This is a genomic window from Amycolatopsis solani, assembly GCF_033441515.1.
GTDB lineage: Bacteria > Actinomycetota > Actinomycetes > Mycobacteriales > Pseudonocardiaceae > Amycolatopsis > Amycolatopsis solani.
The window spans coordinates 2,086,581-2,110,488 of sequence record NZ_JAWQJT010000002.1 but is presented as its reverse complement, the minus strand read 5'-3'; the positions used below and the strand labels follow the sequence as shown (position 1 = coordinate 2,110,488).

At 72.6% G+C, this 23,908-nt stretch carries 18 protein-coding genes; 13 read left to right on the top strand and 5 right to left on the bottom strand.

What is annotated here, in order from left to right; all coding sequences use genetic code 11:
- The first annotated feature begins 28 nt into the window (after positions 1 to 28).
- Genes SD460_RS30275 through SD460_RS30255 form a run of 5 tightly spaced genes read left to right on the top strand, consistent with a single transcriptional unit; the run spans position 29 to position 11,835 of the window.
- On the top strand, positions 29 to 1,753 hold the full coding sequence (locus SD460_RS30275) for a fatty acyl-AMP ligase (RefSeq protein WP_318307067.1): 1,725 nt from the start codon (positions 29 to 31) through the stop codon (positions 1,751 to 1,753).
- Positions 1,750 to 8,043, top strand: a complete 6,294-nt coding sequence (locus SD460_RS30270) for a polyketide synthase (RefSeq protein ID WP_318307066.1) — start codon at positions 1,750 to 1,752, stop codon at positions 8,041 to 8,043. Before SD460_RS30275 ends, SD460_RS30270 begins: the two co-directional genes overlap by 4 nt.
- On the top strand, positions 8,043 to 9,608 hold the full coding sequence (locus SD460_RS30265; RefSeq protein ID WP_290060848.1) for an acyl-CoA carboxylase subunit beta: 1,566 nt from the start codon (positions 8,043 to 8,045) through the stop codon (positions 9,606 to 9,608). Before SD460_RS30270 ends, SD460_RS30265 begins: the two co-directional genes overlap by 1 nt.
- A gap of 13 nt (positions 9,609 to 9,621) precedes the next feature.
- The gene (locus SD460_RS30260; protein WP_290060850.1) at positions 9,622 to 10,596 is read left to right on the top strand and encodes an alpha/beta hydrolase; all 975 of its coding nucleotides are present in this window, start codon (positions 9,622 to 9,624) and stop codon (positions 10,594 to 10,596) included.
- 18 nt (positions 10,597 to 10,614) lie between these two features.
- Positions 10,615 to 11,835, top strand: a complete 1,221-nt coding sequence (locus SD460_RS30255; protein WP_438860687.1) for a lipase family protein — start codon at positions 10,615 to 10,617, stop codon at positions 11,833 to 11,835.
- Positions 11,836 to 11,837: 2 nt separating this feature from the next.
- Here SD460_RS30255 and SD460_RS30250 read toward each other — a convergent pair whose 3' ends face one another.
- Together SD460_RS30250 and SD460_RS30245 are read right to left on the bottom strand one after the other, a co-directional pair.
- On the bottom strand, positions 11,838 to 12,485 hold the full coding sequence (locus SD460_RS30250) for a cutinase family protein (protein WP_290060852.1): 648 nt from the start codon (positions 12,483 to 12,485) through the stop codon (positions 11,838 to 11,840).
- Between the two features lie 169 nt (positions 12,486 to 12,654).
- Positions 12,655 to 13,323 (bottom strand): TetR/AcrR family transcriptional regulator, encoded by a 669-nt coding sequence (locus SD460_RS30245; RefSeq protein ID WP_318307065.1) that lies wholly within the window; start codon positions 13,321 to 13,323, stop codon positions 12,655 to 12,657.
- A gap of 80 nt (positions 13,324 to 13,403) precedes the next feature.
- On the opposite strand from SD460_RS30245, the gene SD460_RS30240 reads away from it, so the two are divergent.
- The 8 genes from SD460_RS30240 to fgd all read left to right on the top strand — a co-directional run bounded on the left by SD460_RS30240 (position 13,404) and on the right by fgd (position 20,745).
- On the top strand, positions 13,404 to 14,597 hold the full coding sequence (locus SD460_RS30240) for a PucR family transcriptional regulator (RefSeq protein ID WP_318307064.1): 1,194 nt from the start codon (positions 13,404 to 13,406) through the stop codon (positions 14,595 to 14,597).
- A 125-nt stretch (positions 14,598 to 14,722) separates the two neighbouring features.
- Positions 14,723 to 15,490 carry an SDR family oxidoreductase gene (locus tag SD460_RS30235; RefSeq protein WP_290053814.1) on the top strand — a complete coding sequence of 256 codons (768 nt, stop codon included), beginning with the start codon at positions 14,723 to 14,725 and terminating at the stop codon, positions 15,488 to 15,490.
- Entirely contained in the window at positions 15,487 to 16,365 is an 879-nt protein-coding gene (locus tag SD460_RS30230) for an SDR family oxidoreductase (protein ID WP_290053813.1), read from the top strand. Before SD460_RS30235 ends, SD460_RS30230 begins: the two co-directional genes overlap by 4 nt.
- Entirely contained in the window at positions 16,365 to 17,105 is a 741-nt protein-coding gene (locus SD460_RS30225; RefSeq protein WP_290053811.1) for an enoyl-CoA hydratase family protein, read from the top strand. The genes SD460_RS30230 and SD460_RS30225 overlap by 1 nt, the downstream gene beginning before the upstream one ends.
- The gene (locus tag SD460_RS30220; RefSeq protein ID WP_290053809.1) at positions 17,095 to 17,958 is read left to right on the top strand and encodes a CoA transferase subunit A; all 864 of its coding nucleotides are present in this window, start codon (positions 17,095 to 17,097) and stop codon (positions 17,956 to 17,958) included. Before SD460_RS30225 ends, SD460_RS30220 begins: the two co-directional genes overlap by 11 nt.
- Positions 17,955 to 18,686: a CoA-transferase subunit beta gene (locus SD460_RS30215; RefSeq protein WP_290053807.1), complete on the top strand. Its 732-nt coding sequence runs from the start codon at positions 17,955 to 17,957 to the stop codon at positions 18,684 to 18,686. The genes SD460_RS30220 and SD460_RS30215 overlap by 4 nt, the downstream gene beginning before the upstream one ends.
- Positions 18,683 to 19,738 carry an NAD(P)H-dependent flavin oxidoreductase gene (locus tag SD460_RS30210; protein WP_290053806.1) on the top strand — a complete coding sequence of 352 codons (1,056 nt, stop codon included), beginning with the start codon at positions 18,683 to 18,685 and terminating at the stop codon, positions 19,736 to 19,738. Before SD460_RS30215 ends, SD460_RS30210 begins: the two co-directional genes overlap by 4 nt.
- A gap of 2 nt (positions 19,739 to 19,740) precedes the next feature.
- A complete protein-coding gene (fgd, locus tag SD460_RS30205; protein ID WP_318307221.1) occupies positions 19,741 to 20,745 on the top strand; it encodes a glucose-6-phosphate dehydrogenase (coenzyme-F420) in 1,005 nt (334 codons plus the stop codon).
- A gap of 43 nt (positions 20,746 to 20,788) precedes the next feature.
- On the opposite strand, the gene SD460_RS30200 is transcribed toward fgd, so the two are convergent.
- From SD460_RS30200 to SD460_RS30190, 3 genes are read right to left on the bottom strand one after another with little or no spacing between them, the layout of a single operon-like run.
- Positions 20,789 to 21,943 carry an acetyl-CoA C-acetyltransferase gene (locus tag SD460_RS30200; RefSeq protein WP_318307063.1) on the bottom strand — a complete coding sequence of 385 codons (1,155 nt, stop codon included), beginning with the start codon at positions 21,941 to 21,943 and terminating at the stop codon, positions 20,789 to 20,791.
- Positions 21,944 to 21,951: 8 nt separating this feature from the next.
- Positions 21,952 to 22,713, bottom strand: coding sequence for an SDR family oxidoreductase (locus SD460_RS30195; RefSeq protein WP_290053801.1), 762 nt, complete (start codon positions 22,711 to 22,713; stop codon positions 21,952 to 21,954).
- The gene (locus SD460_RS30190; protein ID WP_290053799.1) at positions 22,710 to 23,855 is read right to left on the bottom strand and encodes an acyl-CoA dehydrogenase family protein; all 1,146 of its coding nucleotides are present in this window, start codon (positions 23,853 to 23,855) and stop codon (positions 22,710 to 22,712) included. Before SD460_RS30190 ends, SD460_RS30195 begins: the two co-directional genes overlap by 4 nt.
- Positions 23,856 to 23,908: the final 53 nt, after the last annotated feature.

Below are 23,908 nucleotides of genomic sequence, written 5' to 3'. Positions count from 1 at the left end.
CGCCGGTAAACGCTCTCTGCGAGGGACCATGGAAACCATTTCCCAGCCGATTCCCGCCACGCCGGAAAACCTCGGTGACGGCGAATCGTTCGCGACCCTGCTGCGCCGGTGGGCGCGGGTGCTCGGCGGCGAACCCGCCGTGACGCACCTGGACCACCGCGCGGCCGCGGACGGTCGCGCGGTCACGCTCACCTGGCGCGCCCTCGACGAGCGCGTCGACGCGGTCGCCGCGCGGCTCGCGGACCTCGCGGCGCCGGGGGAGCGGGCGGCGGTGCTGGCCGGGCAGTCGGCGGACTACGTCGTCGCGTTCCTCGGTGCGCTGCGGGCCGGGCTGGTCGCCGTGCCGCTGTTCGCCCCGGGCCTGCCCGGGCACGAGGGCCGCCTCGCCGGCGCGCTCGCCGACTGCACCCCGCGGGTGGTGCTCACCACCGCCGCGGACTTCGACGCGGTGCGGGAGTTCACCGGCGGACCGGAGGTCGTCGCCGTCGACGCGCTGCCGGACGCCGAAGCGCGCGAATGGCCTCAGCCGGATCCCGATGCCCCCGCCTACCTGCAATACACTTCGGGCTCGACGCGTGCGCCCGCCGGAGTCGTGCTGACGCACCGGAACGTGCTGGCCAACGCCCGTCAGGCCTGTGCGGCCTATGGCGCTGAGGCCCGAACGACGTCGACGGTCAGCTGGCTGCCGCTGTTCCACGACATGGGCCTGATCCTCGGCATCGGCGCGCCGATGGTGGCCGGGATGGCGTCGGTGCTGATGGACCCGCTGGCGTTCCTCGAACGTCCCGCGCGGTGGCTGCAAGCGCTTTCGGCCAGTCCCGGGGCGATCAGCGCGGCCCCCAACTTCGCCTACGCCTACAGCGCTTCCCGCGTGACCGAGGCCGAAAAGGACTTCCTGGAGCTGAGCCGGGTCGTCTCGCTGATCAACGGCAGCGAACCGGTACGGCCGGCCACGATCGCGAAGTTCCAGGACGCCTTCGCCGGGTGCGGGCTGCGGCCCGAAAGCCACCGTTCCTCCTACGGCTTGGCGGAGGCCACCGTGCTCGTTTCCGTGACGGACAGCGGGAAAGCGGCCCGGCAGGTGACGTTCGACCGGGACCGGCTGGCCGCCGGGGCCGCCATGCCGGCGGCGTCCGGGACGACGCTCGTCTCGTGCGGCCGCCCGGCCGGCCAGCGGGTGCGGGTCGCCGACCCGGTGACGGGGGAGGCCGTCGAGCCGGGGACGGTCGGCGAAATCCGGGTCAGCGGCCCGAACGTCGGCCGCGGCTACTGGGGACGGCCCGAGGCGTCGGCGGCGACCTTCGGCCTGCCGCCGCTCGACCCGGAAACCGGCGAGGGCTGGCTGGCGACCGGCGACCTCGGCGTGGTCTTCGACGGCGAACTCTTCGTCACCGGCCGGCTCAAGGACCTGGTCGTCGTCGACGGCCGCAACCACTACCCGCAGGACATCGAGCAGACCGTGGAGGAGCACCCCGCCGTACGGCCCCATTCCGCGGCGGCCTTCGCTGTCGAGGTCCCTGAAGGAGAAGCCGCGGTGATCGTCGTCGAACGGGCCAAGGGTTTCGAAGCCGAGGTCGCCGACGCCGCCGCGGATCTGCGGGCGGCGGTGTCGGCCGGGCACGGGCTGCGCCTGCACGACGTCGTCTTCCTGGCGCCCGGCGAGGTGCCGCGGACGTCGAGCGGCAAGATCAGCCGGGCCCGCTGCCGCGTGTCCTATGCGGACGGTTCGCTGGCCGAGCGGCGGCTCGGGTGAACGCGGCCGGGATCCGTGCCTGGCTGCTCGCCCGGCTCGGCGACGTCGACGCCGACCGGCCCCTCCAGGAACTGGGACTGTCCTCTCGGGACGCGACGGCGCTCGCCGCCGACCTGGGCCGGTTCGTCGGCCGCCCACTGTCGCCGACGCTCGTCTGGCAGTACCCGACGATCGCCGCGCTCGCCACCCATCTGTCCACAGTGGAGTCCGAGCGGGTTCCTGAGCCGATACGGGAAGCCGGCGAGCCGATCGCGATCATCGGCCTCGGCTGCCGCCTGCCGGGCGGGATCGAATCCCCGGCGGCGTTCTGGCGGTTCCTCGACGACGGCGGGGACGCGATCGGCGACGTCCCGGAGGGTCGCTGGGAGACCTTCGCCCCCGCCGAGGATCTGGCCGGACTGCCGGCGCGGGGCGGCTTCCTCGACGACGTCGCCGGGTTCGACGCGGCGTTCTTCGGCATCACCCCGCGCGAAGCCGAGGCGATGGACCCGCAGCAGCGGATCCTGCTGGAAGTCGCGTGGGCGGCGCTGGAGCACGCCGGGATCCCGCCGTCCGGCCTGCGCGGCAGCCGGACCGGCGTGTTCGTCGGGCTGTCGGCCACCGAATACGGCTCGCTGACGATGACCGACGTCGCGGGGGTCGACGTCTGGTCGGGGACCGGCGCGGCGGCGAGCATCGCCGCGAACCGGCTGTCGTACCTGCTCGACCTGCGCGGACCCAGCCTCACACTGGACACGGCGTGCTCGTCGTCGCTGGTCGCGGTGCACCAGGCGGTGCGGAGCCTGCGCGGCGGCGAGAGCGAAATCGCGCTCGCCGCTGGGGTGAACGTGCTACTGTCCCCGGCCATCACGGCCGGCTTCCACCGCGCCGGGGTACTCGCCGCCGACGGCCACTGCAAGCCGTTCGCCGCGACCGCGGACGGCATCGCCCGCGGCGAGGGCTGCGGCGTGGTCGTGCTGAAGCCGTTGCGCGCGGCCCGGCGTGACGGCGATCGCGTGCTGGCACTGGTGCGCGGCAGCGCGGTGAATTCGGACGGCCGCTCCAACGGGCTGACGGCCCCGAACCCGGAGGCACAGGCCGCCCTCTTGCGCGACGCCTACGCGGGAATCGATCCATCCACTGTGGACTACGTCGAGGCGCACGGAACCGGCACCCCGCTGGGTGATCCGCTGGAGGCGGCGGCACTCTCGGCGGTGCTCGGACGCGACGCGGATCGCCCGCTGCTGCTCGGTTCGCTCAAGAGCAACCTCGGGCACCTCGAAGGCGCCGCCGGGATCGCCGGCCTGCTCAAGGTGGTGCTCTCCCTGACCCACCGGCGCCTGCCGGCGAGCTTGCACTTCCACGCGCCGAACCCGTACATCGACTTCAGCGGGCTGCGGGTGGTCACGGAGGGGACGCCGTGGCCGAGGTATTCCGGGACCGCGCGGGCCGGGGTGTCGGCGTTCGGGTTCGGGGGGACCAACGCGCACGTGGTCCTCGAGGAGTGGCCGGCCGCGGCGTTCCCGGCGCGGGCGGAGTCGGCGGGGCCGCAGGTTTTCGCGCTGTCGGCTCGTTCGGGGGAGGTGCTGCGGGCGCGGGCCGGCGAGCTGGCGGACTCGCTCGAGGAGAGCGAGGTACCGCTCGGCGCGGTCGCGGCAACGCTGGCCCACGGGCGTGAGCACCTGCCGGCGCGCGGCGCGGCGGTGGGGGAGAGCCGCGGGGAAGTGGTGGCGGGGCTGCGCGAGCTGGCGGCCGGGCGGGGTGTCGTGGCTGGGCCAGCGGGCTCGGCCGGCTCTGGTGGCCCGGGTGGGGCAGCCCGGCCGGGTGCCGCGGCTGAGCCAGGTGAGACTGCTGGCCCGGCTGGAGCGCGGAACCTCACCGGCGAGCCCAGCGTTGTCTTCGTCTTCTCCGGCTACGGCTCGCAGTGGTCCGGCATGGGCCGTCTCCTCCTCGAGTCCGAGCCCGCTTTCCGTGCCGAGATCGATGCCCTCGATCCCGTCTTCCGCGCCGAAGCTGGGTTCTCCCTGCGGGAAGCGCTCGGCCGCGACCTGCCGGACCTGGCCGCGACCCAGCTCACCCTCTTCGGCGTGCAACTCGCCCTCGCCGCTCTCTGGCGGGCGCACGGTGTCACCCCGGCCGCCGTCCTCGGGCACTCCATGGGGGAGGTCGCCGCGGCTGTGGTGGCCGGGTCGCTGGATGCCGCCGCGGGTCTGCGAGTGATGGCCACGCGGGCGCGGCTGCTCGCCGAACTCGACCAGTCGGGGGAGGGGGCGATGGCCGTCGTCGAGCTGTCGGCCGCCGAGCTCGGCGAGTTTCCCGAGGTCGCCATCGCGGTGTACGCCTCGGCCACCCAGTGCACCGTCAGCGGGCCCGCCGACCAGGTCGAAGCGCTCGTCGAGCACGCCGAACGGCTCGGCAGGCTGGCGCGGCGGCTGCCCGTCGGCGGGGCCGGGCACTCCGCCGCCGTCGACGCCGTGCTCGGGCGGCTGCGCGAAGAGCTGGCCGGGCTCACCCCGGGCACCGCCGGGATTCCCTGCTACAGCAGCGTTCTCGACGATCCTCGGACGCCGCCCGCGTTCGACGTGGAGTACTGGGCCGCGAACCTGCGCCGTCCGGTGCGGTTCAGTCAGGCCCTCGCCGCCGCGGCCGGGGACGGGCACAGCGTCTTCGTCGAGATCGCGCCGCACCCCGTCGCGCTGGCCGCGATCGAGCAGGCCGGGGTGCTCGGACTGCCGTCGGGGAGCCGCCGGGCCGACGAACGGGCCGCGTTCCTGACCAGCCTCGCCCGGCTGCACGTGCTGGGCCTGCCCGGCGTCCTCGCCGCGCGGCCGCGGTCGGTGCCGGTCGAGCTGCCCGGGCCCGTCTGGCGGCACGAACGGTTCTGGCCACGGCGGCCCGTCCGCGCCGCTGGCGGTCACCCGCTGCTGGGTGTCCACATCGAACACCCGGACGGCGGGCACCTCTGGCGCGCCGACGTCGGCACCGCGCTGCTGCCCTGGCTGGCCGACCACACTGTGCGGGACCAGCCGGTGTTCCCGGCGACCGGGTTCCTCGAGCTGGCGCTGGCCGCCGGACGGCACGTGCACGACCTCGAACTGCGGGAAGTGCTGCCGCTCGGCGAGCACACCGAGGTGACGACCAGCCTGACCGGCGGCGAGCTGAGCGTGCACGCCAGGTCCGCGTCCGGCGAGTGGGTCCGTCACGCGACGGCGCGGATCGGGACGGGCGGGACGCCGTCGCCGCCGTTCGGTGCCGTCGACGGGGAGCCCGTCGACGTCTACCGCGCGCTGGCGGAGCTGGGGCAGTCCTACGGCCCGGCGTTCCGCGGCCTGCGCCGGGTGGTGGCCACCGGCGGCCGCGCGTCGGCGTCGATCGCGCTGCCCGAAGCCGACCACCCGGCGTACGTGCTGCACCCCGCCCTCGCCGACGCCTGCCTGCACGCGCTGGCCGCAGCCGTCGGTGCGGCGGACGCCCTCTACCTGCCGCTTTCCGTGGGCGAGGTGATTGTCGCGGGCGAGCCGCGCCGGGGGGTGCGGGTGGACGCCGTGGTCGGCCCGTCCGGCGACGGCCTGCTCGGGAGCGTCCAGCTGGTCGACGCCGAGGACGTCGTCCTGGTGGAGTTCCGCGACGTCTACTGCCGCCGCTTCCGCGACGCGGCGCTCGGACGGCTCCTGCTCGAAGCGGCTTGGCAGCCGGCGGAGCTGCCCGAAGCCCCGGAGCGCGAGCACCACTGGATCGAGCTGGACACCGCCCGCCTCGCCGACCGGGCGGCGCTCGCGAAATCGGTGCGAGACGGCCAACCGACCGCGGTGATCGCCCGCCTCGACCCGGCGGGCGGCCCGGACCCCGAGTCCGCCGCGCGGCTGGTCGAGACGCTGGCGGGGATCGTCGCGGAGCTGGCCGAACTGCCGGCGCCGCCCCGGTTGTGGCTGGTCACGACGGGCGCGCAGGCTGTCCGCCCTGGCGAGGCAGGCGATCCCGGCACGGCTGCGGTGCGCGGGCTGGTGCGGGTACTCGCGTTCGAGCACCCGGAACTGCGGGTCTCGCTGGCCGACTTCGACAACTTCACCCGGCTGCGCGACGAGATACGCGCGGACGCGCCGGACGACGAGATCGCGTGGCGCGACGGTGTGAGGTACACCCGGCGGCTGACCCGTCCCGACCTCGGCGACCCGGTCCGCGAACCGGTCCGGGACGGCGCTTACATCATCACGGGCGGTCTCGGCGGCCTCGGACTGGTGGCGGCGAAGTGGCTGGTCAAGCACGGGGCGACGCGGGTAGTGCTGAGCAGCCGCCGTACGGCTGACCCGGCGGAACTCGGCTTCGGGGTGGGGCGTGCCGAGCCGGGTGCGGCCGAGGAGCGAGACGCCGCCGGTTCAGGCGGGCTCGGTGCCGAAGTTCTCGTGGTGTCCGGTGACATCGCCGAACCCGGCATCGCCGAGAAGCTCGTCGCGGCCGCCGGGCAAGGGGGTGTGCCGCTTCGTGGGGTGCTGCACGCCGCCGGTGTTCTTGCCGATGGGGCCGCGATCACCCTCGATTCCGGGGCGCTCGACGCCGTCTGGCGGCCGAAGGCGCTCGGGGCTTGGCGGCTGCACCAGGCGACCGCCGGGGTCGAGCTGGACTGGTGGCTCGTCTACTCCTCCGCCGCCGCGCTGTTCGGATCGCCCGGGCAGGCCGCCTACGCCGGCGCCAATGCCTGGGCCGACGCGCTCGTCGCCTGGCGCCGGGCTCAGGGACTGCCCGCCGCGACCATCAACTGGGGTGCCTGGGGCGAGGTCGGCGCCGCGGCCGGGTCGGCTAATCCGGTGCTCACCCCGCTCGGGACCGAAGAAGCCCTGGCCGCGCTCGAAGCCGTTCTGACGAGCGATCGGCGGGACACGGGGGTCGCCCGGATCGACGCCGAAGCCGTCCTCGAGATGTTCCCACGGCTGGCCGAACGACCGTTCTTCGGTCTGTTCAAACCCCGTGAACAGTCCACTTGGGATGGTCTGGAAATACTAAGAGGACAACCACCCGAGCGGGCCAGGGCCGCGATCGCCGACCACCTCGCCGGGCTCATCGCGGGGCTGCTGGGCTTCGCCGAAGTCGAGCGGGACGTGCCGCTCACCCAGCTCGGGCTGGACTCGCTTTCGGCCATGCGCGCTCGCGGCGCCGTGGAGCGGGATTTCGGCCTGCCACTGCCGATTCCGCTGCTGCTGCGTGGTGCGAGCCTCGACGAACTCGCCGCGCACCTCGCCGAGCAGGCCGGGTTCGGGGCGGCCGCGCCGGCCGGACGGGTTGTCACCGGGCCGCGGGATCCGGCCGAACGGTGGGTCGCGCGGCACTGGCGGACCGCCGTCGGCGGTCCTGAACCCGGGGTGCACGACGACTTCTTCGCCGCCGGTGGGGATCCGGAACGGTTGCGGGCGCTGTTCGCCGCCGAACTCGACGTCGTGCCCGCCGGGCTGTTCGACACCCCGACCGTCGCCGCGATCGCCGAGCTGGTGCGGCCCGAGCTCGAAGGACACGGTGGCGGGCCGGTGCGGGTGCTGCGGGACGGTGTCGGCGATCCGGTGTTCCTGTTCCACCCCGCGGGCGGCCGGGCGAGCGTGTACCGCGAGCTCGTGCGGCTGTTGCCGGAAGGGCAGCCGGTGTACGGGTTCGAGCGGATCGACGACGAGGACACCGTCGAGGCCAAGGCCGCCTGCTACGCGGAGCTCGTCCGCGAGATCCAGCCGGACGGCCCGTACCGGCTCGGCGGCTGGTCGTTCGGCGGCTGCCTGGCCTACGAGACCGCGCGGCACCTCGGTGGCGCCGAACTGGTGTTCCTCATCGACACCATCCTGCCGCTGCCCGCGCCCGGCACCTCGGCGGAAGAGCTGCTGCTGGACCGCTTCGACCGGTTCGCCGACCACGTCTCGCGGACGTACGGGGTGCCCTTCTCCGTGCCACGCAACGAACTCACGCGGCTCGACGAGGACGCCCAGATCCGCTGGGTGATGGCGAAGCTGACCGAGCTCGTGCCGGATCTGGGCGCCGGGGTGCTGCGGCACCAGTACGAGTCCTATGTGGACGCCCGGGTCGCCGAGCGGTACACCCCCGCGCGCTACGACGGGCGCGTGGTGCTGCTGCGGGCACAGGACCCGCACCCGCTGACCACCGCGCTCGACCCGCGGTACCTGCGCACCGACGACACCCTCGGCTGGGACGCGTTTTGCCCCGCCCTCGACGTCGTGCGGGTGCTCGGTGACCACGTGTCGATGATCGACCCGCCGCACGTGACGGCGCTGGCCGCCGCGCTCGCCGCGCGGCTCGGGACGGGGGTGCGGTGATGGACGAGACGGCGTTCCGGATCGCCGACCTCGCCGCCCGGCAGGACGAAGCCGTGCGGATCGCCGAAAAGCGGGCCGTCGACCGGCAGCACGCCAAGGGCAAGCTGACCGCGCGCGAGCGGATCGCGCTGCTGCTGGACCCCGGCTCGTTCGTCGAGCTCGACCAGTTCGCGCGGCACCGGTGCGCCGAGTTCGGGATGGACGCGAACCGGCCCTGGGGCGACGGCGTGGTGACCGGGCACGGCACCGTCGACGGGCGCCAGATCTGCGTGTTCTCGCAGGACTTCAGCGTTTTCGGCGGCAGCATGGGCGAAGTCTCCGGCGAGAAGGTCCTCAAGGTGATGGACCTCGCGCTGTCGCTGGGCTGCCCGGTCGTCGGGATCAACGACTCCGGCGGCGCCCGGATCCAGGAGGGCGTCGTCTCGCTGGCGTACTACGCCGAACTCGGACGCCGCACCTCCCACGCCTCCGGGGTCATCCCGCAGATCTCGATGATCATGGGCCCGTGCGCGGGCGGCGCCGTCTACGCGCCCGCGATCACCGACTTCACCGTGATGGTCGACGGGACTTCACACATGTTCGTCACCGGCCCGGACGTCGTGCACGCGGTCACCGGCGAGCGGGTGACCGCGCAGGAGCTCGGCGGCGCGGCCGTCCAGTCCGAAGTGGCCGGTAACGCCCACCACCGGGCAGTGTCCGAAGAGGACGCCGTCGAGTGGGTGCAGACCCTGCTCGCCTACCTGCCGTCGAACAACCTCGACCTCGCCCCGGAGTACGCCGACGACACCAGTCCCGTCGTCACGCCGGCCGACCTCGAGCTCGACCGGCTGGTGCCCGATTCGCCGCACCGGACCTACGACATGGCCGAATTGGTCGCCGCGCTGGTCGACGACGGCGAGTACACCGAAGTGCACAGTGCCTTCGCGCCCAACATGATCTGCGCGTTCGGCCGGGTCCAGGGCCGCTCGGTCGGCGTCGTCGCCAACCAGCCGCGGCACCAGGCCGGCGTGCTCGACATCGACGCGTCCGAAAAGGCCGCGCGGTTCGTGCGCTTCTGCGACGCCTTCGGGATCCCGCTCCTCACCCTCGCCGACGTCCCCGGCTACCTGCCGGGCACCGGCCAGGAACGCGGCGGGATCATCCGCCGCGGCGCCAAGCTGATCTACGCCTATTCGGAGGCGACGGTGCCGAAGGTGACCGTGGTCGTGCGCAAGGCCTACGGCGGCGGCTACGCGGTGATGGGCTCGAAGCACCTCGGCGCCGACGCCGTGCTGGCCTGGCCCACGGCCGAAATCGCGGTGATGGGCGCGGAAGGCGCGGTGCAGGTGCTCCACCGGCGCGAGCTGGCCGCGCTGCCGCCAGGGCGGCGTGAAGCGGTGCGCCGCCGGCTCACCGAGGAGTACCGCGAACGCCACGGCGGCCCGTACCTGGCCGCCGAACGCGGGTACGTCGACCAGGTCGTCACGCCCTCGCAGACCCGGCTGCACGTGGCGCGGGCGCTGCGCACCCTCCGGACCAAACGCCAGACCCTGCCGGCGAAGAAGCACGGCAACATCCCCCTGTGATCGAGGAGTCGCGATGAAGCGATGGGCTTTGCTGGCGTTGTCGGCCGTGCTGCTGGTGGCCGCCGGGGGTGTGACGCCGGCCGTGGCCGCTCCCGCCGTGGCCGACGACGGCGCGAAGGTCGTCGGCGAGACCTGGGTGGACGCCCGGACCGTCGACCTGAAGATCAGTTCGCCCGCGCTCGGCACCACCGGGATGGTCCGGCTGATCGTGCCGTCCGGCTGGGCTTCGCAGCCGAGCCGGACCTGGCCGGTGCTGTTCCTGCTGCACGGGTGCTGCGAACCGGTCGACTACCGGTCGTGGGACCAGTTCACCGACGTCAAGGCGTTCACCGCGACCAAGGACGCCCTCGTCGTGATGCCGACCGACGGGCCGGCCGGGATGTACACCAAGTGGTGGAACTTCGGCCTGGGCGCCACCCCCGACTGGGACACCTTCCACACCGCCGAAGTGCGCCAGATCGTCGAACGCGGCTACCGCGGCGGCACGAAACGCGCTGTCGCCGGGCTGTCGATCGGCGGGTACGGCGCGCTCGCCTACGCGTTCAAGCACCCGGGCATGTTCGGCGCGGCCGCGTCCTACAGCGGGGTGCCGAACACGCTCTTCCCCGGCATCCCGGTCTGGATCATCGGCATCCTCGCCCGCGCCGGCATCTACAACTACCTCCAGCTGTGGGGTGACTCCTTCGGGATGCGGCCGCTCTGGTCGGCCGCCAACCCGTACGACCACGCCGACCAGTTGCGCGGCACGGCCCTCTACATCTCCTGCGGCAACGGGCAAACGGGCCCGCTCGATCCGCCCGGCCAGAGCGACGTCCTCGAACCGTCGGCCCTGCTTTCTTCGCAGAGCTTCACGGACCTGCTGCGGTCCAAGGGGATTCCCGCGACCGTCGACTACTACGGGCCGGGCACGCACAGCTGGCCCTACTGGCAGCGGGCCCTGCACAACTCCTGGCCGGTCCTGGCCGGCGCTCTCGGCCTGCCCGCCTGAACGAAATCCCCTACCCCGATGGAGGTTCCGGTGAAGTCCGTCCCTGTGCGACAGCTGGTGTCGGCGCTGGTGAGCTGTGCTCTGGTGGCGCTGGGAGTGGTGGCCGCGAGCCCGCCCGCCGGCGCGGCCCCGATCCTGCCCGGGCCGTTCGACGACTCGTTCTACACCCCGCCGTCCCCGCTGCCGGCCGGGAAACCCGGGGACGTGCTCCGCTGGCGTCCCACGGTTCCGCTGCTCAACGCGGCCAACGCCGACGCCTGGCAGGTGATGTACCACTCGACCAACGCCCAGGGCCGCCCGGACGCGGTGACCGGGACGATCCTGGTGCCCAAGGGAAAGGACCCCGCCGCGGCGCCGATCGTCGGCTACGCCGTGGGTACGCAGGGCCCGGCGTTCAAGTGCACGGCGTCCAAGGCGATGGAGCGGGGCACGCTGTACGACCAGCCCGCCATCAACGACTCGCTTTCCAGCGGCTACGCGGTCGCGGTGACCGACTACGAGGGCTACTCGCCGGCGACCGTGCCGACCTACATCACCGGGCAGTCGATGGGCCCCGCCGTGATCGACTCGGTGCGGGCGGCGCAGAACCTCCCGTCCGCGCGGCTGGCCAAGAGCGCCAAGGTGATCTTCCAGGGTTACTCGCAGGGCGGCGGCGGAGCGATGTGGGCGGGGGAGAAACAGCCTTCGTACGCACCGGAACTGAACGTCGTCGGCGTCGTCGCGGGTGGTGTCCCGGCGGACCTGACCGAGGTCGCCAAGGGGCTCGACGGGTACATCGGGTTCGGGTTCCTCGCGTTCGCCGCGGTCGGGCTGGACGCGGCCTATCCGGACCTGAAACTGGATTCGTTCCTCAACGACACCGGGCGTCAGCAGTTGTCCGACGCCAAGAAGAACGCGTGCGTCGCGGAATTGCTGCTGAACTATTCGTTCAAGAAGATCAGCGATTACACGACGACGAACCCGCTGGGCACGCCGCAGTGGCAAGCGCGGCTCGCGCAGAACAAGCTGGGGGCGAACCCGCCGCGGGTGCCGGTGTTCCAGTACCACGCGAGCACCGACGAGATCGTCAACACCCCGCAGGCGGAGGCGCTGCACCGGGCGTACTGCGCGGCCGGCGTCCGGGAGCAGTGGAAGACCTACCTTGCGGACCACGCCACCGGAATCCTGGCCGGTAACGCCGATGCCCACCAGTGGATCGTCAACCGCTTCGCCGGAACACCGGCCCCCGCCAACTGCTGACGTCAGACCTTCGTGGCGGCGAAGGCGGCTGCGTCGGCGGCGTTGTTCCCGTAGCTCAGGTGGGCGAGGAAATTGAATCCACCCGCCTGGCAGACCGGGTCGCCGTCGGCGCAGTAGTCCTTCGTGCGGCTCTGGTAGGTGCCGGTGACCTGGCGGCCGAGTGCGCGAATCGGGTTGCCGAACAGCAGGATCGCCGCGATCCGGGGCGCCAGCTCGGCGGGGATGGTCGCCACGATCGGGCCGCCGACGAGGGCGCCGTCGCTGCTGACGCCGATCGAGTTGTCGACGACGTTGGCGCCCTGGGAGTAGCCGACCAGCACGAACCGCTGCTGCGGGCAGGCCGCCGCTTGCGCTTTCACGTGGTTGACCAGATCGGTGTTGCCCTTCTGCACCGACGCGGGCTGGCCGAGATCGGCCGGGTAGTCGACGCGGTAGCTGCTCAGCGTGCGCGGGCGCAGCGCGGCCTGGACCGCCTGGTAGACGGGATCGCCGACGATGAAGCCCAGCGTGCCGGGTTCACCGGTGCCGCGGGCGACGGGGACGTCGACGTCGGTGCACGGCGCGGCCGAGGCCGGCGTCGCGGCGGCCACGCTCAAGCCGGTGACGGCGATGCCGAGTGCGGCGGCGGCGGAAAACAGGCGTGTTTTCATGGCTGATCAACACCTCTTCGGGGAAACGGGGGTGGCAAGCGCTTTCCGGAGACGCGTTCATCGCTTGCGGGTAACGGCAGCGTCGCAGCGGCCGCCGAAAGCGGCAAGAGGGAATCCCGTTGCCCGCCGGGAATTGTTCAGCGGGTGACAATCAGTCCGTTGTGGACGCTCAGGTGGTGCACGGGCGAGCGTCGCCGACGTGGTCGAGCAGCGCCGGGTCGAGGCCGCGCAGCGCGGCCACGACGAACGAGGTGGCCAGCTCGCCCGCCGCGATCGGGTCGACGCCGGGGGAGTGCGAGACGTGCATCGCGGCCCGGCCGACGAGGCCCACCATCATCGCGGCGAGCAGGTCCGCGCCGGGGCCGGGGGTGCGGCCGTGGGCCAGCAGGTGCTCGTGGATCCGGGCGAGGACGTGCGTGGCGACGGTGTCGGCCAGCGCGCGGCGCTCGTTCGACATCTCGTCGACGGCGGAGTCGAACAGCAGCCGGAAGCTGTCCGGGTGGGTACCGGCGTAGCTGAACACCGCCATCACCGCGAGCCGGACGCGGTCTTCCAGCGGGCGCGCGCCCGCGGTTTCGTAGGCGGTGAGCACCCAGTCCCGCAGCGCGGCGACTTCGCGGCTCACGGTGGCGCGGAAGAGGGCGGCTTTGTCGCCGAAGTGCGCGTAGAGCGTCGGTTTGGTGGAGTCGGCGCGCTCGGCGATCAGTCCCATGGTGGCCTGGGCGTAGCCGCGCTCGGCGAACACGGCGCGGGCGGCGTCGAGCAGTTCGCCGTCGGTGGGCCGGGCGGCCGGGCTGCGGCGGCTGCTGGATCGATCAGGGGGACTCGGCCGGCTCATGGAGGTGTACTGTACGGTCCCGCTGCTTTACCGTCCGGTAAAGCTCGTTCCGTCGCCCGTCCCCGGTGGAGGAACCCTTGGTGTCGCCCGAAAGTGCCCGGCAGCGCGTCCCGGTTCGGCGGGACGACGGCGAAGGAGTGCTCGGGCGGAGCGAGCTCGCGGCGCTCATGCGCCCGGCGCTGCCGGCGCTGGTGGACTGGATCGTCCAGGAGGTGTGGCGGGCCGTCCCGGTCTACGCCCGGCCGGGGGACGGGTCCTACGGCCGCGTCACCCGGCACGGCGTCGAGTGCGCGGTCGCGCTCTTCGTGGACCTCGTCGAGGACCCGCTCGCGCCGCGCGACGAGCTCTACGAGACGTGCCACCGGCTCGGCGCGGGCGAGGCGCGCGAAGGGCGGACGCTCGACGACCTCCAGGCGGCGTATCGCGTCGGTACGCGTGCGGGCTGGCGGTGGATCATGCGGCTGGGCCGCCGTCACCGGCTCTCGTCAGCGGCGATGGCGCGGCTGGCCGAGATGCTGTTCGGCTACGCGGACGAGCTGGCCCGGATGTCGGCGCAGGGCTATCGCGAAGCGCGCGCGGACATCGAGGGCACCCGGGCGGGCCTGCGGCGACGGCTGCTGCGGCTCCTCGTCGGGCCCGGCACCGTCCCGGAGCCGGCCCTCGCCGAGCTCGCGGCGGCGGCCGGCTGGCCGGTGCCCGAGTCGGTGGCGGCGATCGCGGCGGAGACGGCGGTGAGCACGTCGTGGGGCCCCGAGGTGCTCACCGACCTCGAGCCACCGCAGCCGTACCTGCTCCTGCCCGCCCCGGTCGAAGCAGACGCGCTGGCCCGCCTCGGCACGCGCGTGGCGGTCGGCCCGGCGACGGACCTCGCGGCGGCGGCGCACTCCCTGCGGTGGGCCCGGTCCGCCCTGCGCCTGGTGGCCGGCGGCGCGCTCCCGGACGTGCCGGTGACGTGGTGCGCGGAGCACCTGACGACGCTCTGGCTGCTGTCCGACGTGCCGCTGGCCGACCAGCTGGCGGACCGTGAACTGGCCCCGCTGACGCGGTTCCCGGACCGCACCCGGCGACGGCTGGGGGAGACGCTGCTGTCCTGGCTGGAAAACGGGGGCAACTCGGAGAAGATCGCCGTCGAGCTCTCGGTGCACCCGCAGACGGTCCGGTACCGCGTGCGGCAGCTCAAGCAGGCGTTCGGGGAACGGCTGGAGGACGCGGACGCGCGGTTCGCGATGCAGGTGGCGTTGCGCGCTTCGGGGCTCCGGTCGCGCGTGCCCTGAAGGGGACTTTGCCGGCATCTGATGACAGCAAAGTCCCCTTCAGTGCGTCAGATGACAGCAACGTCCCCTTCAGGGTGCCGGGGCCCCGCCTTGCCTCAAGTGAGAACGTGTTCTAGTTTTGTGACGTGAAGACCGATCTGGGCCTGGCCGGTGCCGTGGTGCTGGTCACCGGCGGTGTCCGCGGTGTGGGCCAGGGTATCTGCAACGTGTTCTTGGCGCACGGAGCACGCGTGATCACCTGCGCGCGGCGCGAGGCGCCCACCGACGCGGAGTTCGTCCGGTGCGACGTCCGCGACGAAACGCAGGTCGCCGCGCTCGTCGAAGGGATCGTCGAGCGGCACGGGCGGCTCGACGTCGTCGTCAACAACGCCGGCGGCGCGCCCTACGTCTCGGCCGCGGAGGCGTCACCGCGGTTGCACGAGAAGGTCGTGCAGCTCAACCTCCTGGCTCCGCTGCTGGTCTCGCAGCACGCGAACGCCGTGATGCAGCGCCAGGACGGTGGCGGCTCGATCGTGATGATCTCCAGCGTCAGCGGGACGCGTCCCTCGCCAGGGACGGCGGCCTACGGTGCCGCGAAAGCCGGGCTCGGCAGCCTGACCGAGAGCCTCGCGGTCGAGTGGGCGCCGAAGGTACGGGTCAACGCGCTGGCCGTCGGGATGGTGCGGACCGAGCAGTCGCACCTGCACTACGGCAGCGAAGCCGCGGTCGAAGCGGTCGGGAAGACCGTGCCGCTGGGCCGGCTCGCCGAGCCGCGGGAGGTCGGCGCGTGCGCCGCGTTCCTGGCTTCGCCGCTGGCTTCCTACGTCTCCGGCGCCACCCTGCGGGTGCACGGCGGCGGTGAGGTCCCGGCCTTCCTCGCCGCGGCCGACGTCAACCATCGGGAGGATTCGTGAGTGGCTTGTGCCAGGACCGGGTGGTCGTGGTGACCGGGGCCGGACGCGGGATCGGGCGCGCGCACGCCCTCGCGTTCGCCGCCGAGGGGGCGCCGGTCGTGGTCAACGACGTGGCCGGGGACGCGGCCGCCGAGGTCGTCGGCGAGATCGAAGCCCTCGGCGGGAAGGCGGTGGCGAACACCTCGGACATCGCCGACTGGACCGGGGCCGGGGACCTGATCGGCACGGCGCTGGAGCAGTTCGGGCGGCTCGACGTGCTGGTCAACAACGCGGGGTTCGTCCGGGACCGGATGCTGGTCAACCTGGGCGAGGACGAGTGGGACGCGGTGGTCCGCGTGCACCTGAAGGGGCATTTCGCGCCGTTGCGGCACGCGGCCGAGCATTGGCGGGCCGAGGCCAAAGCAGGCCGGACGCCGCGAGCGCGGGTGATCAACACCAGTTCGGGCGCCGGGTTGCTGGGCAGCGTCGGCCAGGGCAACTACTCCGCGGCGAAGGCGGGCATCGCCGGGCTGACCGTCGTCGCGGCGGCCGAGCTGGCGCGGTACGGGGTCACCGTGAACGCGATCGCGCCGGCCGCGCGGACGCAGATGACCGAAGGCGTGTTCGCGTCGATGGCCCGACCCGAGAGCGGCTTCGACGAGATGGCGCCGGAGAACGTCTCGCCGCTGGTCGTCTGGCTGGGCAGCGAGGAATCCTCGCACGTCACCGGCCGGATGTTCGAGGTCGAGGGCGGCAAGGTGTCCCTCGCGCAGAGCTGGCGCCACGGCCCGGTCGTGGACAAGGGAGCCCGCTGGGACCCGGCGGAACTCGGCCCGGTCGTCGCCGATCTGCTCGAGCGCGCGCCCGCGCCCGAACCCGTCTACGGAGCGAGCTGATGGGCATCCTGACCAAGCGCGACGCGCACGTCGAGATCGTCACCGTCGACTTCCCGCCGGTCAACGCGCTGCCCGTGCAGGGCTGGTTCGACCTGGCCGACGCGATCATGCGGGCCGGGCGTGACCCGGACGTGCACGTCGTCGTGCTGCGCGCCGAAGGGCGGGGCTTCAACGCGGGCGTGGACATCAAGGAGATCCAGCGCAGCGCGGGCTACGACGCGCTGGTGGGCGCGAACCGGGGCTGCTACGCCGCTTTCGGCGCGGTCTACGACTGCGCGGTACCGGTGGTCGCGGCGGTGCACGGCTTCTGCCTCGGTGGCGGGATCGGGCTGGTCGGCAACGCCGACGTCGTCCTCGCCTCCGACGACGCCACCTTCGGTGTCCCCGAAGTGGAACGCGGGGCGCTCGGCGCGGCGACGCACCTGGCCCGGCTGGTGCCGCAGCACCTGATGCGCACGCTGTACTTCACCGCCCGCACCATCACTGCCGCCGAGCTGCACGCCCACGGCTCGGTGTACCAGGTCGTGCCGCGCGCCGAACTCGACGACGCCGCCCTCGCCGTCGCCGCGGACATCGCCAAGAAGGACCCGCGCGTCATCCGGGCCGCCAAGGAGGCGTTGAACGGGATCGACACCCAGCAGGTGCACCGCAGCTACCGGTTCGAGCAGGGGTTCACCTTCGAGCTGAACCTGCTCGGCGCGTCCGACGAGGCCCGCGAGGAGTTCTTGAATGGCCGATAAGCGCATGACCGCCGACGAGGTGGCGGCGGAACTGGAAGACGGCATGACGATCGGCATCGGCGGCTGGGGTTCGCGGCGCAAGCCGATGGCCCTGGTCCGCGCGATCCTGCGCACGCCGGTCCGTGACCTCACCGTGGTCTCCTACGGCGGGCCCGACGTCGGCCTGCTGTGCGCCGCGGGCAAGGTCAAGCGGGTCGTGTTCGGGTTCGTGACGCTGGATTCGATCCCGTTCGACCCGTGGTTCGGCCGCGCCCGCGAAACCGGCGCGGTCGAGGTCACCGAGTACGACGAAGGCATGTTCGGCGCGGCGCTTTCCGCGGCCGCGCAACGGCTCCCGTTCCTGCCGATGCGGGCCGGGCTCGGCTCGGAGGTGATGCGCGCGAACCCGGACCTGCGGACCGTGCGCTCGCCCTACGCCGACGCCGAGGAGCTCGTCGCCGTCCCGGCGCGGCACCTCGATGTCGCGCTGGTGCACCTCAACCGCGCCGACGCCCGCGGCAACGCCCAGTACCTCGGGCCGGACCCGTACTTCGACGACCTGTTCTGCCTGGCGGCGGCGAAGCGGTTCGTGTCGGTGGAGAAGGTCGTCGAGACGGCGGAGCTGACGGCGGGCGGGCCGGTGCAGTCGCTGCTGCTCAACCGCGGCAGCGTGGACGGCGTCGTCGAGGCGCCGCGGGGCGCGCACTTCACCACGGCGGTGCCGGACTACGGCCGGGACGAGCGGTTCCAGCGCCACTACGCCGGCTGCGCCAAGGACCTCGACGCGTGGCCCGGGTTCGTGGACCGGTTCCTCTCCGGCGACGAGCGCGCGTATCTGTCCGAAGTGGACAAGTTCGAGGCGGAGGCGGCATGAACGCGACCCGGGCCGAGATCGCCGTCGTGGCGGTGGCCGAGCTGTTCCGCGGTGACGGCGAGATCGTCGCCAGCCCGATGGGCCTGATCCCGCAGCTGGGCGCGAAACTCGCGCGGCTGACGTTCGAGCCGGACCTGCTGATGTCCGACGGCGAGGCGTACCTGGTCACCCCGGACGGCGAAGTCGAAGGCTGGCAGCCGTTCCGCAAGATGCTCGACACGATTGTCCCGCACGGACGGCGGCACGTCGTGATGGGCGCGAACCAGGTCGACCGGTACGGCAACCAGAACATCTCGGCCATCGGCGACCACGCGCACCCCAAGAAGCAGCTGCTCGGCGTGCGCGGCGCGCCCGGCAACACGGTCAACCACCGCACCAGTTACTGGGTGCCCAAGCACTCCACCCGGGTGTTCGTGGACGCCGTCGACGTCGTCTCCGGCGTCGGCTACGACAACGCGGCCAAGGCGGGGCCGTCCGCCGAGAAGTACCACGACGTCCACCAGGTCGTGACCAACCTCGGCGTGTTCGGCTTCGGCACGCCGGACCACTCGATGCGGGCGGTGTCGCTGCACCCGGGCGTCACCCGCGACGAGGTCGCCGCGGCGACGACGTTCGAACTCGACTTCGCCGGCGCCGGAGTCAGCCGCGAGCCGACGGCCGAAGAGCTGCGGCTGATCCGCGAGGTGCTCGACCCGAAGAGCTTCCGCGACAAGGAAGTCCCGGCGTGAAGACCGAGCTGACCCGGCTGACGGGTGTCGAGCACCCGATCGTCCAGACCGGCATGGGCTGGGTCGCCGGCCCGCGGCTGGTCTCGGCGACCGCCGAGGCGGGGGCCCTCGGCATCCTCGCGTCGGCGACGATGACCTACCCCGAACTCGAAGCCGCGATCGCCGAAGTCAAGAAGCGCACGGAGAAGCCGTTCGGCGTCAACCTGCGTGCCGACGCCGCCGACGCGGGCGACCGGGTGGACCTGCTGATCCGCGAAGGGGTGAAGGTGGCGTCGTTCGCGCTGGCGCCCCGGAAGGAGATGATCGCGAAGCTGCGGGACCACGGCGTCGTGGTGATCCCGTCGGTCGGCGCCGCGCGGCACGCCGAGAAGGTCGCCGGCTGGGGCGCGGACGCCGTCATCGTCCAGGGCGGCGAAGGCGGCGGGCACACCGGCGGCGTCGCCACGACGCTCCTGCTGCCGTCCGTGCTCGACACCGTCGACATCCCGGTGATCGCGGCCGGCGGCTTCTTCGACGGCCGCGGGCTCGCCGCCGCGCTGGCCTACGGGGCCGCGGGCGTCGCGATGGGCACCCGGTTCCTGCTCAGCGAGGAGAGCACGGTCCCCGACGAGGTCAAGCGCGTCTACCTCGGGCAGGGGCTCACCGGCACGGTCGTCACCCGCCGCGTCGACGGCCTGCCGCACCGGGTGCTGCGCACCGACCTCGTCGAGCGGCTCGAGCGCTCCGGGCGCGGCAAAGGACTCCTGCAGGCCGCGCGAAACGCACTCCGCTTCCGGAATATCACCGGACTGTCCCCGGTTGCCATGGTCAAAGAAGGCTTCGCGATGAAGCACGGCAACGATCTCACCTGGAGTCAGCTGGTCATGGCGGCCAACACCCCCATGCTGCTGCGTGCGGGGCTGGTCGAGGGCCGGACCGACGCCGGGGTGCTAGCGTCGGGGCAGGTGGTGGGCATGATCCACGACCTGCCCACGGTGGGCGAGATCGTCGAGGGCACGGTGGCCGAGGCGGGTGAAATCCTGCGGCGCCTCGGCCGGGAAACGGGAGGATGACTGTGGCGCTCAAGGTCGGTTACAAGGCGTCGCCGGAGCAGTTCGGGGCGCGCGACCTGGTCGAGTACGCCGTGCGCGCCGAGGAGGTCGGCCTGGACTCGGTCTGGGTGGCCGACCACTTCCTGCCCTGGCGGCACGAAGGCGGGCACGCGCCGTGGGCGCTGGCGTTCATCCCGGCGGTGGCGGAGCGCACGAACCGGGTGCAGATCGGCACGAGCGTGCTGACCCCGACGTTCCGGTACAACCCGGCGGTGATCGCGCAGGCGTTCGCGTCGATGTCGCTGCTGTCGGAGGGCCGGGTGATCCTCGGGGTGGGCACCGGCGAGGCGCTCAACGAGATCGCCGTCTCGGGCATGGAGTGGCCGGAGTTCAAGGAGCGGTTCGCCCGGCTGCGCGAGGCGATCACGCTGATGCGCCGGCTGTGGACCGAAGACAACGTCTCGCACGACGGCGAGTACTACAAGCTGGTCGACGCGCGGATCTACGACCGCCCGGACCAGCCCCTGCCGGTGTACATCGCCGCGGGCGGCCCGGTGGTGGCCAAGTACGCCGGCCGCGCGGGTGACGGCTTCATCTGCACCTCGGGCAAGGGCATGGACCTCTACACCGAGAAGCTGATGCCGGCGGTGGCCGAGGGCGCGGAAGCCGCCGGGCGCGAGGTCAAGGACATCGACCGGATGATCGAGATCAAGATCTCCTACGACCGCGACCCGGAGCAGGCGCTGGAGAACACGCGCTTCTGGGCACCGCTGTCGCTGACCGCGGAGCAGAAGCACACGATCTCGTCGGCCGACGAGATGGAGCGGCTGGCCGACGAGCTGCCGATCGAGCAGGTGGCCAAGCGGTGGATCGTCGCGTCCGACCCGGACGAGGCCGTGGCGCTGGTCAAGCCGTACGTCGACGCGGGCCTGAACCACCTGGTCGTGCACGGCCCGGGCCACGACCAGGAGCGGTTCCTGACCCAGTTCTCCGAAGACGTCCTGCCCAAGCTGCGCGAGCTCGGCTGAGGTGCTCGTGAGTGTTTAGTCGGGTTCTAACCCGACTAAACACTCACGACAGGCGTTCGATGATGGTGACGTTGGCGGTGCCGCCGCCTTCGCACATCGTCTGCAGGCCGTAGCGGCCGCCGCGGCGCTCCAGTTCGTGCAGGAGCGTGGCGAGGAGCTTGGTGCCGGTGGCCCCGATCGGGTGGCCGAGGGCGATGCCGCCCCCGTTCACGTTGACCCGGCCGGGGTCCGCGCCGGTTTCGTCCAGCCAGGCCAGGACGACGCTGGCGAAGGCCTCGTTGACCTCGAACAGGTCGATGTCGTCGATCGTGAGCCCGGCGCGGCGCAGGGCGTGAGCGGTGGCCGGGATCGGGCCGGTCAGCATCCACACCGGGTCGGCGGCGCGCACCGACAGGTGGTGGATGCGGGCCCGCGGCGTCAGGCCGTGCTCCTCGACGAACGACGCCGACGCCAGCAGGGCCGCGCTCGCGCCGTCCGAAATCTGGCTGGCCACCGCCGCCGTCAGGCGGGACTCCGGAGCGAGCGGCTTCAGACCGCGCATCCGCTCCAGCGACGTGTCCCGGCGCGGTCCCTCGTCGTGCCGGAAGCCGTCGACCGGGGCGATCTCCGCGTCGAACCGGCCGGAGTCGATCGCCGCCAGTGCCCGCTGGTGGCTGCGGTAGGCGTACTCCTCCATGGCTTCGCGGCTGATGTCCCAGTGCGACGCGATCATGTCCGCGCTGCGGAACTGCGAGATCTCGGCGCTGCCGTAGCGCTCCTGCCAGCCCTTCGAGCCCGAGAACGGGTCGTCGAAGCCGTACTCGCGCCCGGCCAGCATGGCGGCGCTGATCGGGATGTGGCTCATGTTCTGCACGCCGCCGGCCAGCACCAGGTCCTGCGTCCCCGACAGCACGGCCTGCGCGGCGAAGTGGACGGCCTGCTGGCTCGACCCGCACTGCCGGTCGACGGTCACCCCGGGTACGTGGTCGCCGAACCCCGCGGCCAGCCACGCCGTGCGCGCGATGTTGCCCGACTGCGGGCCGAGGGTGTCGGTGCAGCCGAGGATGACGTCGTCGACGAGGTCCGGGTCGACCCCCGCGCGGTCGACGACCGCCTGGATGACGTGCGCGCCGAGGTCGGCGGAGTGCCACGCGGACAGGGCGCCGCCGCGCCGGCCGACGGGGGTGCGGACCGCGTCGAGGAGGAAGGCTTCGGGCACGGGCGCTCCTAGGGGTGCTGGCTGCTGACGGAGATGACTTCACCGGTCAGGTAACTGGCGTAGTCGCTGGCGAGGAAGACCATGACGTTGGCGACTTCCCACGGCTCGGCCGCGCGGCCGAAGGCTTCGCGTTTCGTGAGGTCTTCGAGGAGCTCGTCGCTGGTGACCTTGGCGAGGAACGGGTGCATCGCGAGGCTGGGGGCGACGGCGTTGATCCGGACGTGGTGTTCGGCGGCGTCCAGCGCGGAGCAGCGGGTCAACGCCATGACCCCGGCTTTCGCGGCGGCGTAGTGGGCCTGCCCGGCCTGGGCGCGCCAGCCGATCACCGACGCGTTGTTGACGATCGCGCCGCCGCCACCCTGGGCGACGAACTGCTTCAGCGCCGCTCGCGTGCAGCGGAACGTCCCGGTAAGGGTGATGTCGAGAACGCGGGACCACTCGTCGTCGGTCATCTCCAGCACGGACTTCGTGCCGCCGAGCCCGGCGTTGTTGATCAGGACGTCGACGCGCCCGTAGTGCGCCGCGGCGCCGTCGATGAGCGCCTGGACCTGCTCTTCCTGCGTGACGTCGCACGCGATCGCGTGCACTTCGCCCAGTTCCGCGGCCTTCTCCTTCAGGCGCCGCTCGTGCCAGTCGCTGATGACGACCTGCGCGCCTTCCTCCAGGCAGCGCTTGGCCACGGCGGAGCCGATGCCGGTGCCGGCGGCCGCGGTGACCACGACGACCTTGCCGGACAGCAGGTCGTGGCCGGGTGGGTACGGGGGGATCACGGGCGGGCCTCCCGGGGCAGGCCGAGGACGCGCTCGGCGATGATGTTCCGTTCGATTTCGTCCGAACCGCCGTAAATGGTGTCGGCGCGGGTGAACAGGTACAGCCGCTGCCACTCGTCCAGCTCGGCGGTCGCCGAGGTCAGCGAACGCGCTCCGCGGGCACGCATGGCCAGCTCGCCCAGGCCCCGGTGCCACTGCGCCCACAGGAGCTTGCCGACGGCGACTTCGGGGCCGGCCGCCTGACCCAGCGTCCGCAGGGCGTGGGCCCGCAGGACGCGCAGGCCGATGCGGGCGCGGGTGAGGTCGGCGCGCAGGAGCGGGTCGTCGTAGGTGCCGGTCCGCTTCGCTTCGGCGGTGATGTCGTCGAGCTCGCGGCGGAAGCCGATCTGCTGGCCGAGTGTGGACACCCCGCGTTCGAAACCGAGCGTGGCCATCGCGATCTTCCACCCCTCGCCCGGCTCGCCGACGACGAGGCCGGCGGGTGTGCGGGCGTCGTCGAAGAAGACCTCGTTGAACTCGGACGTGCCGGTGAGCTGCTGGATCGGCCGCACGGTGACGCCGTCCTGGCGCAGCGGCACCAGCAGGTAGGACAGGCCGTGGTGACGCTGGGAGCCGGGTTCGGTGCGGGCGACGACGAAGCACCAGTCGGCCACGTGCGCCAGCGACGTCCAGATCTTCTGGCCGTTGACGACCCATTCGCCGTCGCGCAGGACCGCCGACGTCGAGACGGCGGCGAGGTCGGAGCCGGCGCCGGGCTCGGAGTAACCCTGGCACCAGAGTTCCTCGACGGCGAGGATCTTCGGCAGGAACCGGGCCCGCTGCTCCGGCGTGCCGAACGCGATGAGCGTCGGGCCGAGCAGCTGCTCGCCGATGTGGTTGACCCGGGCGGGCGCGCCGAAGGCGGCGTACTCCTCGTGGAAGGCGACCTGGTCGGCGAGCGACAGCCCGCGGCCGCCGTGCTCGACGGGCCAGCCGACGCCGGTCCAGCCCGCCGCGGCGAGGTGGCGCTCCCAGGCCAGCCGCAGTTCGAACTCCTCGTGCTCGCGCCCGGGGCCGCCCAAGCCGCGCAGCCGGGCGAACTCGCCGGTCAGGTTGGCGGCCAGCCAGCCGGCGACTTCACGGCGGAATCCCGTCGCTTCCACGCACGCCTCCTTGCTGCCGGGCCGGTCCGGCACCTAGGGTAATGAGAACACGT

Excerpts from the sequence above, each read along its gene's own strand:
- SD460_RS30275 (WP_318307067.1), top strand. The coding sequence starts at position 29 with ATGGAAACCATTTCCCAGCCGATTCCCGCCACGCCGGAAAACCTCGGT.
- SD460_RS30265 (WP_290060848.1), top strand. The coding sequence starts at position 8,043 with ATGGACGAGACGGCGTTCCGGATCGCCGACCTCGCCGCCCGGCAGGAC.
- SD460_RS30260 (WP_290060850.1), top strand. The coding sequence starts at position 9,622 with ATGAAGCGATGGGCTTTGCTGGCGTTGTCGGCCGTGCTGCTGGTGGCC.
- SD460_RS30255 (WP_438860687.1), top strand. The coding sequence starts at position 10,615 with ATGGAGGTTCCGGTGAAGTCCGTCCCTGTGCGACAGCTGGTGTCGGCG.
- SD460_RS30250 (WP_290060852.1), bottom strand. The coding sequence starts at position 12,485 with ATGAAAACACGCCTGTTTTCCGCCGCCGCCGCACTCGGCATCGCCGTC.
- SD460_RS30245 (WP_318307065.1), bottom strand. The coding sequence starts at position 13,323 with ATGAGCCGGCCGAGTCCCCCTGATCGATCCAGCAGCCGCCGCAGCCCG.
- SD460_RS30225 (WP_290053811.1), top strand. The coding sequence starts at position 16,365 with ATGGGCATCCTGACCAAGCGCGACGCGCACGTCGAGATCGTCACCGTC.
- SD460_RS30220 (WP_290053809.1), top strand. The coding sequence starts at position 17,095 with ATGGCCGATAAGCGCATGACCGCCGACGAGGTGGCGGCGGAACTGGAA.
- SD460_RS30215 (WP_290053807.1), top strand. The coding sequence starts at position 17,955 with ATGAACGCGACCCGGGCCGAGATCGCCGTCGTGGCGGTGGCCGAGCTG.